11 protein-coding genes and 1 pseudogene are annotated in these 15,893 nt (G+C 63.6%); 2 read left to right on the plus strand and 10 right to left on the minus strand.

The annotated features are described in order from the left end of the window. Window positions 1-4: 4 nt before the first annotated feature. From HHL25_RS08480 to HHL25_RS08490, 3 genes are read right to left on the minus strand one after another with little or no spacing between them, the layout of a single operon-like run. Entirely contained in the window at window positions 5-1,120 is a 1,116-nt protein-coding gene (locus HHL25_RS08480; RefSeq protein WP_169589035.1) for an amino acid ABC transporter permease, read from the minus strand. A gap of 4 nt (window positions 1,121-1,124) precedes the next feature. Continuing rightward, entirely contained in the window at window positions 1,125-1,970 is an 846-nt protein-coding gene (locus HHL25_RS08485; protein ID WP_169589037.1) for an ABC transporter substrate-binding protein, read from the minus strand. A gap of 49 nt (window positions 1,971-2,019) precedes the next feature. Next, entirely contained in the window at window positions 2,020-2,883 is an 864-nt protein-coding gene (locus HHL25_RS08490) for a D-amino-acid transaminase (protein WP_169589039.1), read from the minus strand. 180 nt (window positions 2,884-3,063) lie between these two features. On the opposite strand from HHL25_RS08490, the gene HHL25_RS08495 reads away from it, so the two are divergent. Then, the gene (locus tag HHL25_RS08495; protein ID WP_169589040.1) at window positions 3,064-4,029 is read left to right on the plus strand and encodes a LysR family transcriptional regulator; all 966 of its coding nucleotides are present in this window, start codon (window positions 3,064-3,066) and stop codon (window positions 4,027-4,029) included. 180 nt (window positions 4,030-4,209) lie between these two features. On the opposite strand, the pseudogene HHL25_RS23690 reads toward HHL25_RS08495, so the two are convergent. The 4 genes and pseudogenes from HHL25_RS23690 to capB all read right to left on the minus strand — a co-directional run. Further along, window positions 4,210-4,487: pseudogene (locus HHL25_RS23690) on the minus strand (aromatic ring-hydroxylating dioxygenase subunit alpha); the annotation flags it as partial. Between the two features lie 51 nt (window positions 4,488-4,538). After that, entirely contained in the window at window positions 4,539-5,894 is a 1,356-nt protein-coding gene (locus tag HHL25_RS08500; RefSeq protein ID WP_169589042.1) for a purine-cytosine permease family protein, read from the minus strand. 55 nt (window positions 5,895-5,949) lie between these two features. Continuing rightward, a complete protein-coding gene (capA, locus tag HHL25_RS08505) occupies window positions 5,950-8,031 on the minus strand; it encodes a caprolactamase subunit alpha (RefSeq protein ID WP_169589044.1) in 2,082 nt (693 codons plus the stop codon). A gap of 12 nt (window positions 8,032-8,043) precedes the next feature. Next, window positions 8,044-9,804 (minus strand): caprolactamase subunit beta, encoded by a 1,761-nt coding sequence (gene capB, locus HHL25_RS08510; RefSeq protein WP_169589046.1) that lies wholly within the window; start codon window positions 9,802-9,804, stop codon window positions 8,044-8,046. Window positions 9,805-10,046: 242 nt separating this feature from the next. Between capB and HHL25_RS08515 the strand changes: the two genes are divergently transcribed. After that, window positions 10,047-11,015, plus strand: coding sequence for an AraC family transcriptional regulator (locus HHL25_RS08515; RefSeq protein ID WP_169589048.1), 969 nt, complete (start codon window positions 10,047-10,049; stop codon window positions 11,013-11,015). A gap of 920 nt (window positions 11,016-11,935) precedes the next feature. On the opposite strand, the gene HHL25_RS08520 is transcribed toward HHL25_RS08515, so the two are convergent. The 3 genes from HHL25_RS08520 to kdpC are packed head-to-tail and all read right to left on the minus strand — an operon-like array spanning window position 11,936 to window position 15,890. After that, the gene (locus HHL25_RS08520; protein WP_169589050.1) at window positions 11,936-12,625 is read right to left on the minus strand and encodes a response regulator; all 690 of its coding nucleotides are present in this window, start codon (window positions 12,623-12,625) and stop codon (window positions 11,936-11,938) included. After that, window positions 12,622-15,312, minus strand: coding sequence for a sensor histidine kinase (locus HHL25_RS08525; RefSeq protein ID WP_169589052.1), 2,691 nt, complete (start codon window positions 15,310-15,312; stop codon window positions 12,622-12,624). Before HHL25_RS08525 ends, HHL25_RS08520 begins: the two co-directional genes overlap by 4 nt. Before the next feature lie 8 nt (window positions 15,313-15,320). Then, window positions 15,321-15,890, minus strand: coding sequence for a potassium-transporting ATPase subunit KdpC (kdpC, locus tag HHL25_RS08530; protein WP_169589054.1), 570 nt, complete (start codon window positions 15,888-15,890; stop codon window positions 15,321-15,323). Between the last annotated feature and the right edge of the window lie 3 nt (window positions 15,891-15,893).

Raw genomic sequence — 15,893 nt, forward strand, 5'->3', positions numbered from 1 at the left:
GGTTTCAGCCCCCTGCCCGCATGCGGCGGCGGTCGCGGTCGATCAGCTTGTCGACCAGGCGGGCCTGCGGAATGGTGATAACGATGAAGAGGATCGCAACGGTCGTCACGGCCGACAGGTTGAAGTTGTTCGCTGCGATGATCTTAGACTGGTTAAAGGCGTCGATCGTGCCGATGATCGCCACCAGCGCCGTGTCCTTCTGCAGGCTGATGCAGTTGTTCATCAGCGGCGGCACGATGTTCCGCACAGCCAGCGGCACGACGACATAACGCATGGTCTTGGCGTGGCTGAGTCCGAGCGAGCGGGCAGCCGCGATCTGGCTGTGGTGAACGCCTTCGATGCCGGCGCGATAGACCTCGGACGTATAGGCGCCGTAGGTGAGCGTCAGCGCGATGATCGCATAGGAAGTCGAGGACAGATCGGAGATGAAAGGCAGATCGGTGAGCGGCAGGCCGAAGCCGATCAGATAAATGGTGATGATCGCCGGAAGCCCACGGAACAGGTCACCATAGGCGATGGCAAGGAAGCGCAAGGGGCGCCCGGCCGGACCCGGCAGGGTTCGCGCGATGGCGATCAGCAGAGACCAGATCAGGATCAGCACCGCCGAAACGGCAAAGATGGTGAGATTGGTGCCGAAGGCCTGGATCACCTTCCAGGCAGAACTCTGGATGAGGGCCAGATCGAAGAAGGTCCGGCTGACGGCAGCGTTGTTGACGGCCATGAACGAGGCAAGCGCCGTGAGGATCAGCAGCGCGCCCGTCCACGACAGGGCCCTCCATGATCCGAGCGAGGCTTCGTCGCCGAGGGCACGGGCGACGTGAAGATCCGTACTTTTCGAGGCCCTGAGCGATCTGGCAAAGGCACGCGCGGCAGTCAGAAGCACGAAAGCAGCAGCGGCCGAGGCCAGCAAACCGGGCACGGAGGCTGCGATCGTCGAAACGCCCTGCGATACCGCGAAGCTTCCCAGGTGCTGAGCCGAAACCGCAACGAGGACAAAGGTCGCAAATGCGGCCGCGACGGCAAGGGCGGACCGGGTGCGATGGGTCCGCGCAGCGCTCCGGGCACGCCGCGTGGCATGCCCGGTCTCGCTGCCGGTCTCAGACAGGAGAGACTTCGTCATCGGCTCAGTTTTTCCAGACCGGAACGTCGGCGGGGGTTACGCCGCCCCAGGCCGGTGCGAGATACTCGCTCTCCAGCGACTTCAGCGTGCCGTCGGCGGCCATGTCGGCGATAATCTTGTCGATCACCGGCTTCTGGGCATAACCCTTGGGATAGATGCCGGCGGTGTCACGCCCGCTCGGATACTGGCCCACCACCTTCAACTTGCCACCGGAATTGGCGACCTGGCCGAGAATGACGGAGATGTCGGTCATGACGACATCGACATTGCCGGCTGCGAGCGCGGTAAACATGGCCCCGGTATCGTCAAAGACGGAGAGCGACGTCTCGGGCAGGCTTTCCTGCGCCCACTGGACCATGATCGTGCCAGCCTGGGTACCGAGCTTGGCCGTCTTGATGCTAGCCTCGTCGAGCGTGGAATCCGCACGCGTGGCAAGGCCGAAGGCGCCGCTGGCATAGGGCGTGGAAAAGTCGACGACCTTCTTGCGCGGCTCGGTGACGGAAATCAGCGCAAGCGCGATGTCGAAGTCCTTGTTCTGGCCGGCGACGATGGAATCGAAGGAAGCATTCTTCAGAACAACCTTGTCGATGCCGAGCCGGTAGGCGATGTTGACCGCCATACAAAATTCGCGACCGGTGGTGATCGTTTCCGGCGTGTCGCCATTGAACTCGCCGACAGCCGGCAGGTTGACGATGACGGTGAACTGGCCAGGAACGGCCGTCTCGGCCTTCTCGGTGCCCTGCTTGCCGAAGAGCTTGCAATCGCCATAGCCTTCGCTGGCAAGCGCCGGAGCGGAGAAGAGCATGACGGTTCCGAGCGCCAGGCCGAGAAGTTTGGATTGATGGATCATTTCGTTCATTCCTCTGTTGATTTTGCTTCTGCTTTTTGTCGTTTGGCTTCTAGTGAGACGTGGCTTCGATGACTCCTGCGGCTTCGAGGTAGTAGGACTGCAACGCGCGGGTGAGAAGTCCCGGCTTGCCGTTGCCGATGACGGTTTCGCCGATACGAACGACCGGCGTGACAAGACTGGAGGCCGATGTCTGGAAGGCTTCGGCGGCAGCTTCGGCCTCCGCGGGGCTGAACGAGCGTTCCTCGATCATCAGGCCGTGGCGCTCGCACAGCTTCAGGAGCGCCTGGCGCGTGCAGCCCGGCAGAATCACCGGAGAATTGCCGCGCGTCAGGATCTTGCCGTCGGAGGTGACGATGTAGGCGGTGGAGGATGCACCTTCGGTGATCTGGCCTTCCTGGGTAAGCCAGACATCGGCAAAGCCTGAAGCCTTGGCCTCTCGCTTTGCCAGAACCTGACCGAGAAGCATCACCGTCTTGATGTCACGGCGCGCCCAGCGCGGGTCGGGAGCAAGGGCAACCGCGATCCCCTCCTTCTGCGCCTTGGTGGCGACGAGCTGGCGCGCCTGGGTAAAGGCGACGAATGTCGGCACAAGCCCTTCCGGATAAAGAAAATCGCGGTCCGCCTCTCCCCGCGTCGCCTGCAGGTAGACCGTGCCCTCGACAAGACCGTTGCGCGCGATCAGCGTCTGCTGCACCTCCTCGATCGCCTCGAGCGAGGCCGGCAGCGGGATCGCCAGTTCCGCCAGCGATCGCTTGAAGCGGGCAAGGTGGAGGTCGTTGTCGATCAGCCGGCCGCCGATCACCGCGGTCACTTCGTAGACGCCGTCGCCGAAGAGGAAGCCCCGGTCGAACAGGCCGACATGTGCCTTTTCCTCCGGGACGAACTGACCCGCGCAATACACAATCCTGCCCATTTCCTTCACTCCGGTCCGGCAAATCTGTTGTTGGCGGCGACTGTGAGGGGCGCGGGCGGACTTGACCAATTCGGTTTAAACAGAAGATCATGCAAAAAATGCATAATTGCGAAAAATCAAAACCTTAGTTGCTAAATCCGGGGCCAAAAATCTCCCGGATAAAACCGGAGTGTTGAAAAGATGGAATTGAAATGGCTTGAGGATTTCGTGACGCTCGCCGAAACCTCCAGCTTCTCGCGTTCGGCGGAACTCAGGAACGTCACGCAACCGGCCTTCAGCCGGCGAATCAAGCAACTGGAAGTCTGGCTCGGCGCTGCGCTCATCAACCGGGGAACGATGCCGGCAGAGTTGACGCCGGCCGGGCGCAGTTTCCTGCCGCTGGCGCAGGACACGATACGCGCCCTTTATGCGGCGCAGGAAGCGCTGCGGCCGACCTCGGAGTCAGGCATGGCGCGTTTTGCCGCCCTTCACACCCTCACCGTCACTTTCGTGCCGGCATGGCTCCAGCGGCTGGAACAGCAGATGCCGGATATCCGCATCAGCCTCATTCCCGACCGCGGCGGTATCGAGGCCAATCTGGCGTCGCTGGTCGATGGCGAGGCAGACTTTTTCCTCACCTATGCCCATCCGCGCGTGCCCTTCCATCTCGACCGGGAGCGCTTCGACCACCTTTCGATCGGTCGTGATCGCCTGGTTCCGGTGGCCGCTCCCCAAGTGAAGCTGCAACGCGAGCGCTGGGTGCCCGGCAAAGACCTTCTCGACACCGCAGTGCGCGACGGCATCACCCTTCCCTATCTGAGCTACGGGTTCAGCTCATTCTTCGGCGTGGCACTCGGCCGTCTCTTTGCCGAGCGGCCACCGCTTCTCCGCCGCCAGGTGCACGAGAACGCCATCAGCGCCGGCTTGAAGACGGTGGCGCTCACCGGCGCGGGCCTCTGCTGGCTGCCGCTCAGCCTGATCCAGGGCGAACTTCAGTCCGGCCTCCTCGTCGAAGCCTCGACCAATCCCGAATGGGCACTCGACCTCGAAATCCGCCTCTACCGCCACCTTGGCAGCCAGAGCAAGCTGGTGGAGAACGTCTGGAAGTGCACCGAGACCCTGCTGCGAACGGAGACGACCATGCCCACCGCGATCAGCACCGGATGAGGTGCAATCGCAAGTGCGGTTTGGCGCGAGGCTCGTTGCAGTCCATTCCAAAACTGCCCGGCGACCGTCCGCCGTACAGCCTTAAGAAATCGGAAGACACAGATTCACTAAAATGACGACGAGAAGCCGTTTGATCGCCGCGCGAACAGTCTTGCAGGAGGCCAGTCAATCTCAATAGACGGGATGGTTGGCACAACAGGGGCAGCACCCCCGGTTGTTCTCGATTATCAGCTTCCAGCTACCCTCTTCGATCTCATCGACCTGATGGGCAATCTTGGCATTGGTAGTGTTATAGAGCGCCAGACGGGGCGTCGTCGCCTGCTTGAGATGGAAAACATCGACAGGGGATTGTCGGAAAGACAGACATAGATCAGCCCGCCGATCGACTTGACGCTGACCGACTTCAAGCTCTTGCAGCTCTTGTCAGGGTCCTGGCCCATATGAGGCGTGTGGCCGAGGACGAGTCGTGAACCTGGCCCGTGCCCCTCTGCGGGGCACGGGCCGCGTGATCAGCCGGCCGCCAAAAACCAGGAGCGGCGCGCCTGCGTCAGGCCCGCAGCATAGATGCAGAAGGCGATGACGGCGGTTGCCGGTGCTGAGAACTCCGCAAAGGCGCCGCCCCAGACATGGAGCGAGATGCCAATGGCCGCGGCGACGAACCAGGCGCCGATGCCAAGGGGGTTGAAGGCCGGCACATGGCTGGCGCGGTACTCGATGGCACCGCCCACCAGAACGCTATACCGGTCGATCAGGATGTGCGCCATGGCGACCGCCACCCAAGCAACGACGAAGATGCCCTGATAGGCGAGCGCCGACAGCAGATAAGCGAAGACATCCGCGAGCATCAGCACATAGACGATCGCGCCGACCGCCATTGCCCAGCCGATCCGCCCGAAGGGCAGTCTACCGAAGAGCTGCACGAGCGCTTCCATATTGACCGCGGCGAGATAGTAATTGGCAGTGTTGATGCGGGTCTGCGTAACCCAGACGAACAGCAGCCCCCAGATCCCCATGAGCTTCAGCAGCGCCAGCAGCACGCTGACCTCCGAGAGGGCGCCGAGGTCCGGCACCGTGCCGATCATGAACATGCCGAAGAGGCCGCTCACCAGGAAGGCCATGGCATAGAAGGGCATGCCGAAGTTGAACCAGGCGTGATAGCCCGCATCCTCCTCGCGGCCGAAGCGGGCATAGTCGAAGGTGAACATCATCAGCACCCAGACGCCCATGTAGTAGACGAAGCACGACCACCAGCCACCGGCCGGAGCGCCGCCTTCCGGCCCGAGGTTCAGCCACTTGTCGCTGTAGCCATATTCGCCGACGGCGAGGAAGACCGCGACGACGAGGCCGAGGATGTAGAACGGCAACAAGACGCCGTTGAACTTGTCGAGCCAGGTCTGGATGCTGCCGAAGATCAGCGGCACGCTGTAGAGAACCACGATCAGCGCCGCGAACGGATATGAGATCGACGGCAGGATCGTGGTGATGCCGACGGCGATCACCGAGCCCTCAAAGACGGCGTAGTAGATCGCCGTGGCGCAGAAGATGAGGGTCGCCAGCCCTGCCCCGACATTACCGAACAGCACGCGCGAGAACAGGGCGACGGAAAGCCCGGTGCGGATGGCGAAGCGGCTGAGCACCGCATTGACGAGGCCGTAGACGACCACCGAGAGCACCATGCCGATAATGGCATTGCGCGTACCGAAATTGAGCGCCATCGCCGCTCCGACCACGATGTAGAAGACGGCGCTGCACACCGCCCACCACGCCATCGTCAACGCCCCACGGGGCATGCGCGCCTGTGGCGGCACCGCCACGTTGGAAAAGTCAGAAGTCTCGGCCTCCACGGCCGATAGGTTGCCTGCCATTGTTGTCCCCTCTTCGTTGCAGGTGGCCGCCCCGCCCGAATGCGGGGCAAAACCGTCAGTCTTCCCGTGTCAGCAGATAACTGCCGCTTTCATGCAGAACGCTCGTCCAGCCGGGCTCGATGACGATGGTCGTCGTCACCTCCTCGATGACGGCCGGCCCCGTGATGCGGGCGCCCGCGCCGAGCTTCGCGCCGTCGTAGATCGGCGTTGAGACCGGCTTGCCCGACTGGTCGAAGATCGCGTCGCGATGGCCCTTCAGCGCCTCACGAGCGTCGGCACCTGCCAAGAGCTTCGGCGGGCGGACCTTCTCGATACGGCCGTAGATGGTGGATTCCAGGTTCACCACCTCGACCGCGCTGTGGCGCTCGGCATAGGTGTAGAGCTCCTCGTGGCGGGCATGGAAGGCATCCTTGACCTTCTCGATCGTGGCCTCGTCGATCGGGAAGGTTCCAATGTCCACCGTGCACTCGTGCACCTGGCCGACATAGCGCATGTCAATCGAGCGCTTGATGTCGATGACATCAGGGGCAAAGCCGTCCGCCTCCAGATGGGCAACGCCCTTCGCTTCGATCTCCTTGAACAGGCTGTCGATGCGCTCATAGGCCGCTGCATTGTCGAGGCGCACGGGCGCGGGCGCCATATAGTTGTACTTCACGTCGGAGATGATCTGGCCGAAGGCGCAAAGGCCTGAAGCGAGCTTGGGCAGGATAATGGTGTCGATGCCCATCTCCCGCGCCAGCGCCGTGATATGCGCTGCTGTTGCGCCCCCTGCCCCCACCAGCACGAAATCGCGCGGATCGTAGCCTCGCTCGACCGAAACGCGGCGGATGCCGTTGACCATCGAGTTGTTGACGATGGCGAACATGCCGTAGGCCGCCTGCTCCACGGAGATGCCGAGCGGTCCTGCGACCCTCGCCACCGCCGCGCGCGCCTTCTCGATGTCGAGCGGCAGCTTGCCGCCGAGGAGACCCTCGGGGTTGAGGTAACCGAGAACGAGGTTCGCATCCGACGTCGTCGGCTCGGTACCGCCGCGTCCGTAGCAGGCGGGACCCGGCTCGGAACCGGCGGACTGCGGGCCGACCTGCAGGAGGCCGAGCGGATCGATCCAGCCGATCGAGCCGCCGCCTGCGCCCAGCGTCTCGACCTGGATCATCGGCACGCCGATGCGGTAGCGCAGGAAGTCGATGTTCTTGTTGAGGTTGGTCTGTCCGTTCCGGGTGAGCGTGATGTCGAAGGACGTGCCGCCCATATCGACGGTGATGACGTTCGTGTGGTCGAAGGGCGCGCCGGCATAAAGGCCCGCCTGCGGCGCCGACGCCGGACCGGAATTGATGGCGTAGACCGAGCGGTCGGTCATGACCTGGCCCACGGCAAGCCCACCGTTCGACTGGAAGTAGCGCACCGGCTGCTTAGCGCCGAGTTTGCGGAAATAGGCGTCGACCGCCATCACGTAGCGGCGCATGACAGGGGCGAGATAGGCGTTCGTCACCGCGGTGGAGGTGCGGGTATATTCGCGCACCTGCGGGTAGAGTTCGCCGCCGACCGTGAGAATGGCCTCCGGCATCATCTCGCGCACGATCTCGGCCGCGCGCCGCTCGTGGCTCGGATCGAGCACCGACCAGACGAAAGAGATGGCGACGGTCTCGACGCCTTCCCTGAGGAAGAGCCTGCAGGCCTCGCGCACATCCTCCTCATGGAGCGGGGTGCGCACCGAACCGTCCGACAGAACGCGCTCGCGCACGCCGCGCCTGAGGTAGCGCGGCACCAGCATGGTCGCCGCCGGATATTCCGGATCGTAGCGGAAGCCGTCCTCCTTGTGACCGTTGCGGATCTCAATGGAATCCTCGTGCCCCGCCGTGCAGATCAGGCCCGTCTTGCCACCGCGATGCGTGATGAGGGCGTTGAGGCCGACCGTGGTTCCGTTGATGCAGAGGTCGCAGTTCGCGATGATGTCCTCGATCGGCTTGCCTAGGTCGGCGGCGATCAGCCCCAGTCCGTTCTCGATGGCCTTCGTGGGATCGGAGGGCGTGGAGAGCGCCTTGAAGAGCTTGACTTCCCCCGTCGCGCGATCGGCGATGACGAAGTCGGTAAAGGTGCCGCCGGCATCGATGCCGAGGCGGTACGAATGCATGGTCATGTCTGGTTTTCCTTACGCGGTGGCTCTGAGCCGTTCGGTTGCGGCCGTGTCGACCTCGAGGGTCTGCGGGTTCGCGATCACGACGCCATAGTCGAGACGGGCACCTTCGATGGAGACGAGGCCGTTGCGCACGTCCCAGACCACCTTCTCGACCGGCCGTTCGAACGGATTGCCGTAGCCGCCGCCGCCCGGATTGAGGTTGGTGATCGTCTGGCCCGGCCTGATGGTCTCTATGATGTTCTTGCGCTCGACCTCGACCTTGCCGTCGCGGCGCAGTTCGACACGGCCGACCTTGGTGTCGACCATCGCAGACTTGGCTCCGGCCGCGCCCATGGCCGGGATGCGCCGGCCCTCGCCGAAGCCGATGCACAGGATGTCACCATTGAGCGGCTCGACCTCCCAGGCCGTGCCCGAGCCACCGCGGAACTTGCCGGCGCCGCCCGAGTCGGTCATCAGCGCATAGCGGTGGATGACGATGGGATAGGAATATTCGAGCAGCTCGACATCGCCCGATGTGAGCGCCCCGAAGCAGCATTCCGGGCCAACCGCGTGCCAACCATCCTGCTTGGGCGTCGCCCCGCCACCGGAGATGATGGTGGCGAGCACCATGGTCACGAACTCCTCGTTGTTGCGTGCGTCACGGCCGGCGATGTTGAGGCCGTTGGCATGGCCCCAGGAGGCCGAGACCTTGGAGGGCATCGCCTTTTCGAAGGCCAGGCGCACGGCGTCCGTCAGGGTTTCCATGGGCGTCGTCGTGCAGTTCATGTGCGGGGCCGGCTCCTGCGCGTTGCAGAGCGTGCCCTTCGGCCCGAAGTCGAGGCTGACGCAGCGATAGAGCCCTTCGTTGTAGGGTGGCGGCAGGGCCGCGAACATCATCAGGCCGAGATAGACGCCGGAATGGGAATTGCCTTCATAGGAGTTGATGAAATAGGGCACCTGCGGCGGGCTATCGATCGCGATATGGCAGCTGTCGCCGGTGATCGTCACCGTCGCCTTGATCTCGAAGTCGCCGAAACCGTGCCCGGCATCCTCCAGGATGGCGGAGCCTTCATAGGTGCCGTCCGGCACCGTGGCGATCAGCGCGCGCATGTGGCGGTCGGCCATGTCGAGCAGCGTGTCGACGCAGGCATCCACCTCGGCCTTGCCGTACTTGTCGAGCATGGCTATGAGGTTGCGCTCGCCCACCTGGCAGGCGCCGATGAGCGCACGAAAGTCACCCTCCTGGTCGCGCCGGGCACGCATGTTGGTGAGGATCATGTTGAGTACGTCATGGCGCGGCTTGCCGCGGTCCCAGATCTTGACCGGCGGGATGCGCAGGCACTCGGCGTAGATTTCCGTGGCGTTCGGGTTGTACCCGGCCGGCACCGGCCCGCCGATATCGGTCAGATGTCCCTTGCAGACGGTCCAGTAGACCAGTTCGCCCTTGTAGAAGACCGGTTTGTACATGCAGGTGTCGATGGCATGGCTGCCGCCGAAGGCGGGGTCGTTGTGAAGGAAGAGGTCGCCTTCATGAATGTCGTCGCCGAAGAAGGCCGCAACCGCTTTCATCGCGGGGATGAGCGAGCCGAGATGGATCGGGATGTCCTGGCCTTGCAGGATCATCTCGGGCCGGGCGTTGAAGAGCGCCGTCGAATAGTCGTGCGCCAGGTTGAAGACCGACGAGCGCGCCGTCTTTTCAAGCGCAAGCGTCATTTCGCGCTGGGTCGTCTCGAGCATGCCCCGCACGACCGAGAGCGTGATCGGGTCTACTTTTGAAGTCTGGGTATGAAGCATCGTGTTCACGCTGGTTGAGGGCGAGAACCGACGGCCTGGAAACCGGTCGTCTAGCTGATATGTCTGTTCCCTGGCAGCCGGTATCTGTCGCACCGTTGAAGCCGGCTTCAATCTAGGCAGAGTTTTCCGCCTCCGTCTTTGCAGGCAGGGAACAACGATTTGCGCGCCGACGCATAAGCTGCCATTTTCATTGCCTGGCAGAAATCCTGTGCGTACCTTCGATCCCAAGAGGACGAGCCCGCATGAAGACGAGCATCACCACGAGCGCGACGCGCCCGCCCGACCGCAGCCGCCACTGGCACGAGGCCATCGCCTCGGCCTATTTTCCGCTCGACCTTCGCTTCCGCGATGCCGACCGGTTTTCCGGCGACCTGACCACCTGGCGGTTCGGCGACGTGTCGATCTCCCGCCTCACTTGCGATGCGCTTCAATATCTGCGCCTGCCGCACCATTTCCGCGGCGCGCGGGAGGAGGAGTTCCTCGTGACGGTGCCGGCAAGGGCGGAGGTGTTCTTTTCCCAGTGCGGTCGGGAGGTCAAATGCAGACCCGGCGGCTTCATTCTGGAGCGCAGCAGCGAGCCTTACCAGTTCAGCCACGCCGAACCGGCCGACATGTGGGTGCTGAAGGTCGACGCGGACGCGTTGACCGGCCGGTTGCGAGCGCCGGACCGCTTCTGCACGTTGCAGTTCGAGGCAAACAATGGTGCAGGCGGCCTCTTCAACGACATGCTGCAACTTCTGCCCGCCCGTTTCGACGGGATGACGCAGGAGGCAAGGTCGACGGTCGGCCGCCAATTGGTCGATCTGCTCGTGCTGGCGGTCAAAGCCGACGAACGCGTGCTCACTTCAGGCAACTCGACCGTTCGCGCCGCCCATCTCGCTCGTATTGAGGCTTATATCCGCACCAACCTTCACGAGTTCGGTCTTCGGCCCGAGCGCATCGCACAAGCCTGCGGCATCTCCACCCGTTATCTGCATGAGTTGTTCAGAGACACCGATCAGACGGTAAGAGACTGGATTCGCGACCAGCGGCTGACCGCCTGCCGCGAAGCGCTCGCCGACCCGAACAACAACCAAACCGCAGCGGAGATCGCCTACCGCTGGGGCTTCGGCGACCAGACACAGTTCTCCCGGGTTTTCAAAGCCCATTTCGGCGTTCCGCCAGGGGAGTTCCGGGAGAAGGCTCGTGGATCTGCAGGCGGGACGAGATGAACAGCTCCAAACGCACTGAGGTGCTTCAACCATCAGCGGCAGGCCAAACGGCCTCATCACCGCAGGGCCTATCCGACCGTGCCTGTTACCTTTGAATATGGCATCACCCCTTTGGACGGTTCTCTCCTCGAACTGGTAGAGCCGCTCAGACAGTGGCCCATCAGTGTTCTCCCAGAGTTCCAGCAGGCGCGGCAGGCCATGCGGCCCAGCTGATAAGGTGCGATATCAAGAGCTTCGGCCGAAACCCGCTTTGGCCACTTCCATCCCCCCAAAGAATAAGCCCGCTTGATTTGACCGCTATTGGTCGATGCCGCCGTGGTGATGCCTCATCTGACGTCAAGAACGTGATGGGGCCAAGTGGTTTCGCTGGCCTGGATCTGCACATATCGTCTCGCCTTGAAGTGAATTGAACCGGCGACCGATTCGATTCTTCGCGTAACCGCAAGCAAACGAATCGCCTGGAGCAACCAGTTAGCCCAGCGCGAATGACCGGCATGGGGCCGGAGGCGGACAGTCCGCTCCTATCGAGTGGACCTTCGAAGCGGAGATTTCTATTCAAGTAGCAATAACGGTGCCCGACACCGCCGGCCGTACTGCGTCAAATCTCAGTGCGCTCCGCAAGCTCTGACGCGTCTTCCATGTCGACACCAAGGTATCCTACCGGTGTTTTCGATCTTGGCATGCCCAAGCAGAAACTCGCCCTCACGTCAGTCGTGATCTCGAACTGAAGTTCTCCGCGGGTCACCATTGGCCAATGGAGGAAGGCATACTGCGGACTTAACCGATGCCTCGCTCACCGGCTTCAGCAAATCGAAAGCGGGTCTTTTACTTTGAGAACACGGATGAAGAGAGCCATCGCCAATCGGGGATATCGATATGCCTTCGGAGTACCACCCGACACAGGTCGTTGAAGTTCAATTTCACTCCTGATCTGCCATCCGATATCCGACTCCCGGTTCCGTTCGCACAATGCGCGGCTGCGTTGGATCACGTTCGATCTTCTGGCGGAGCTGGCCGATGAAGACACGCAGGTAGTGCAGGTCGTCGCCGTGGGCCGGTCCCCAGACGGATCCCAGCAAGGCCCGATGGGTCACGACGCGGCCGGCATGGCGGGCGAGATGCAGCAGCAGGTCGTATTCCTTCGGTGTCAGGTGCACCGTCTCGTCGCCGCGCGTCACCAGCCGCCTGATCGGGTCGATGGTAAGGCCGTCGACCTCGATGACGGAGGGAATGGCCTCGCTCCGTCCGCGATGGCGAAGTGCCGTGCGGATGCGGGCCGTCAGTTCGCCGATGCCGAAGGGTTTTTCGACATAGTCGTCGGCGCCCAGATCGAGCGCGGCGATCTTTTCGCTTTCCCGGTCGCGCGCGGACAGGATGACGATCGGGATGTCGCTCCAGCCGCGCAGGCCGGCGATGACCTCCTTGCCGTCCATGTCGGGCAGGCCGAGATCGAGGATGACGAGATCCGGTGCCCGGGTCGCAACAGCCTTCAGCGCCTCCGCTCCGGTCAGGGCCTCGATCACCTCGTATCCGGCCGCCGTCAGCGACGGCTTCAGGAAGCGCTGGATCTGGGGTTCGTCATCCACGACGAGGATGCGGGGCAAAGTCATCTGGGTTCCGTCCTCGATCTGTCGGCTGCCGGGAAGCGCATCACGATGCGCGTGCCTCTCTTTTTCACGGCCGGGCTTTCGGCATGGATCCGGCCGCCCATCGCCTCGACGAAACCCCGGGCGATGGAGAGGCCGAGACCCGTCCCGGGCGAGCGTCCGTCGGGCTTGCCCCTGCGATAGAATTTTTCGAAGACGCGGTCCAGATCCTCCGTCGGAATGCCCTTGCCGAGGTCGGTGACCGAGATCAGCACATCCCCTCCGTCACGGCGGGCGTAGACGCTGATCGCATCCTCGCCGCCATATTTCACCGCATTGTCGAGCAGGTTGAACAGCACCTGGCCCAGCAGCACGCCGTCCCCCTCGATCAGCGGCAGGTCGGTGGCGATGCCGGTTTCGATCACACGACCGGGCGCATATTTGCGGGTCCGGTCGACGGCGGACTGCACGACGTCGGTCACGTCGATCCAGTCGCGCTTCGGCTTCAGGGTGCCGGCCTCGATCCGGGTCATGTCGAGCAGGTTGGCGACGAAGCGGCTCATCCGGCCGCTTTCCTCCTCGATCGACTGCAGGAGGTCGTCGCGGTTTTCGGCGGTCATGCGGGGGCCGAGCTGGCGAAGGCTGGTCACGGCGCCGGTGATGGTGGCGAGCGGTGTGCGAAGATCGTGGGAGATCGACGACAGCAATGCCTCGCGATAGCGCTCGCCCTCGAGCCGGGCGGCCTGGGCCACGGTCTCTTCCGCAAGGCGGGCGCGGTCGAGCGCGATCGCGGTCTGGTCGAGGATTGCCGCGAGCGAGCGCTCTTCGTTGAGGTCCAGTCTCTCGGTCGAATGCTCGATGCCGCAGACGCCGACAATGCCGTGCGGCCCGAGCAGGGGGCGAAACTCGAAGCGACTGTTGGGGAGCGTCCCGGTGCCGCGACCCGCCGCCTCGCGCTTCTCGTGTGTCCAGCGCGCGGCCGCAAGGTCGGTGACGTCGAGATCGGTATCCGGCGGCCAGGCTGCGGCGACGCCCAGTTCTCCATTGCGGGCAAGGAGCAAGACGATCTTGCGCCTGAGGCTCGTCTGCAAATGCGAGACGGCCAGCCAGATGGCATCTTCGGTTTGCGCGGTGCCTGCGAGCTTGCGGGAGAAATCGTAGAGCGACTGCAGCGCGGTCGCGCGGACCCGTGCGACACCTGCCTGCTCGCGGATCCGCGAGGCGAAACCACCGGCGACGACGGCGACGGCGAGAAAGACGAACAGCGCGAAGACCTCGTGCGGGGCGGCGATGGTGAAGGTGTGCAGCGGTTCGATGAAGAAGAAATTGTAGGCGAGCGTGGACAGGGCCGCGGCCAGAAAGGCCGACAGGTAACCGCCGGCGACCGATGCGCCGAGCACGGCCAGCAGAAAGAGGATCGAGATGTTCGGCAGGTCGATGAACAGGTCGATCGCCTTGCCGACCGCGGTGATGACGGCCACGAACCCGATGGCGATGATCGACGACCGCTGCACCATGGCCAGGTTCAAGGCTGGCGCTTTCGGGGCTGCGACCGAAACGGCACCCTTTTCCGGGGTCACCAGGTGGACACCGATGCCGGCGGCCTTGCGCGACAGCATCTGCGGCAGCGAACGGGACGAAAAACGTTCTATCCCATGTCGCCGGGGCGAGCCGATGACGATCTGCGTCGCGTGTTCACGGCGGGCGAGCTTCAGGATCTCGTCGACGAAGTCGTTGCCGATGATGTGACGCGTCTCCGCGCCGAGTTGTTCGGCGAGGCGGAAGAGGGTTTCCACCTTACGCAGATGCTCGGTCGAGACGACCTCCCGGTCGGAGCGCTCGACGGAAACGACGATCCAGGGCGCGTTCAGCCCGGAAGCAAGGCGGCTTGCGACGCGCAGGACCTTCTCGGACAGGGCGTCGGAGCCGATGCAGACGATCAGCCGTTCGCCCGTTGCCCACGGCCCGTCGATCGCGTTCTGCTTCAGGTAGTCGACCATCTGGTCGTCGACGCGGTCGGCGGTGCGGCGCAAAGCAAGTTCACGAAGAGCGGTCAGGTTGCCGACACGGAAGAAGCGGTCGACCGCTCGGCTGGCGCTTTCGGGCAGGTAAACCTTGCCTTCCTTCAGGCGCTCGATCAATTCCGACGGCGGCAGGTCGACCAGCAGCACTTCGTCGGCGCGTTTCAGGACGAGATCCGGAACGCGTTCGCGAACCATCACGCCGGTGATCTGCGCCACGAGATCGGCCAGGCTTTCTAGGTGCTGGATGTTGAGCGCCGTCCAGACGTCGATACCGGCGGCGATCAGTTCCTCGATGTCCTGGTATCGCTTGGGATGGCGGCTTCCGTCGGGATTGGAATGAGCAAGCTCGTCAACGATGACGATCCTCGGCTTGCGGGCGAGCGCTGCGTCGATATCGAACTCCTCCAGCATGCGCCCGCGATGGGCGACACGCAGACGGGGGAGAACTTCGAGACCGCTGAGCAATGAGGCGGTCTCACCGCGCCCGTGCGTTTCCACCAGCCCGACGACGACATCCAGCCCATCGGCCTTGAGGCGCTGGGCACGGGACAGCATGGAATAGGTTTTCCCGACCCCGGGGGCGGCGCCGAGAAAAACGGTCAACTTGCCCCGGCGGTCCTTGTCCGCCAGGGCAAGCAGTGCATCCGGATCCGGCCGGCGGCTGTGATCGCGGTTGTCGTCCGCCATTCAGTCCCTCACGTCTTCAGGTCGTCGAGTGCCCGGTTGAGCAGCAATACGTTGACGCGCGGTTCGCCCACGACACCGAGAAATCGCGTCTCGACATGTTGGGTGACGAGATCCGCCAGCGTCTGCTCCGTAATGGAACGCGCTTTTGCCACGCGGGCAAGCTGTGCGCGCGCAAATTCCGGAGAGATATGCGGATCGACCCCCGACCCGGAGGTCGTCGCCGCATCACCGGGCAGCGGCGCAGCGATCCCGGTGGCCGAAAGGCGCTCGGCATCCGACGCCACGCGGTCGCGCAATTTGACGGAGGTCGTGCCGAGGTTCGAGCCGGACGAGGCGGCGGCGTTGTAGGGATCGGGACCAGTCGCGGACGGACGCGGCCAGAAATAGCGGTCGGAGGTGAAGTTCTGGCCGATCAGGGCGGAGCCGATAACGACGCCGTCCTTCTCGATCAGGCTGCCGTTGGCTTGCGATGGCAGGGCCGACTGGGCGATGCCGGTGACCGCGAGCGGAAAGGCGAGGCCTGTGAGCGCGGTCATCGCGACGACCAGGGTGATTGCGGGGCGAAGATGGTTTAGCATGGG

It is taken from the genome of Rhizobium terricola (assembly GCF_012927355.1).
Taxonomy (GTDB): Bacteria; Pseudomonadota; Alphaproteobacteria; order Rhizobiales; family Rhizobiaceae; genus Allorhizobium; species Allorhizobium terricola.

What these genes read in the sequence shown, in the direction of transcription:
- HHL25_RS08480 (WP_169589035.1), bottom strand. Translation starts at nt 1,120, where the DNA reads ATGACGAAGTCTCTCCTGTCTGAGACCGGCAGCGAGACCGGGCATGCC.
- HHL25_RS08485 (WP_169589037.1), bottom strand. Translation starts at nt 1,970, where the DNA reads ATGATCCATCAATCCAAACTTCTCGGCCTGGCGCTCGGAACCGTCATG.
- HHL25_RS08490 (WP_169589039.1), bottom strand. Translation starts at nt 2,883, where the DNA reads ATGGGCAGGATTGTGTATTGCGCGGGTCAGTTCGTCCCGGAGGAAAAG.
- HHL25_RS08495 (WP_169589040.1), top strand. Translation starts at nt 3,064, where the DNA reads ATGGAATTGAAATGGCTTGAGGATTTCGTGACGCTCGCCGAAACCTCC.
- HHL25_RS08500 (WP_169589042.1), bottom strand. Translation starts at nt 5,894, where the DNA reads ATGGCAGGCAACCTATCGGCCGTGGAGGCCGAGACTTCTGACTTTTCC.
- capA (WP_169589044.1), bottom strand. Translation starts at nt 8,031, where the DNA reads ATGACCATGCATTCGTACCGCCTCGGCATCGATGCCGGCGGCACCTTT.
- capB (WP_169589046.1), bottom strand. Translation starts at nt 9,804, where the DNA reads ATGCTTCATACCCAGACTTCAAAAGTAGACCCGATCACGCTCTCGGTC.
- HHL25_RS08515 (WP_169589048.1), top strand. Translation starts at nt 10,047, where the DNA reads ATGAAGACGAGCATCACCACGAGCGCGACGCGCCCGCCCGACCGCAGC.
- HHL25_RS08520 (WP_169589050.1), bottom strand. Translation starts at nt 12,625, where the DNA reads ATGACTTTGCCCCGCATCCTCGTCGTGGATGACGAACCCCAGATCCAG.
- HHL25_RS08525 (WP_169589052.1), bottom strand. Translation starts at nt 15,312, where the DNA reads ATGGCGGACGACAACCGCGATCACAGCCGCCGGCCGGATCCGGATGCA.
- kdpC (WP_169589054.1), bottom strand. Translation starts at nt 15,890, where the DNA reads ATGCTAAACCATCTTCGCCCCGCAATCACCCTGGTCGTCGCGATGACC.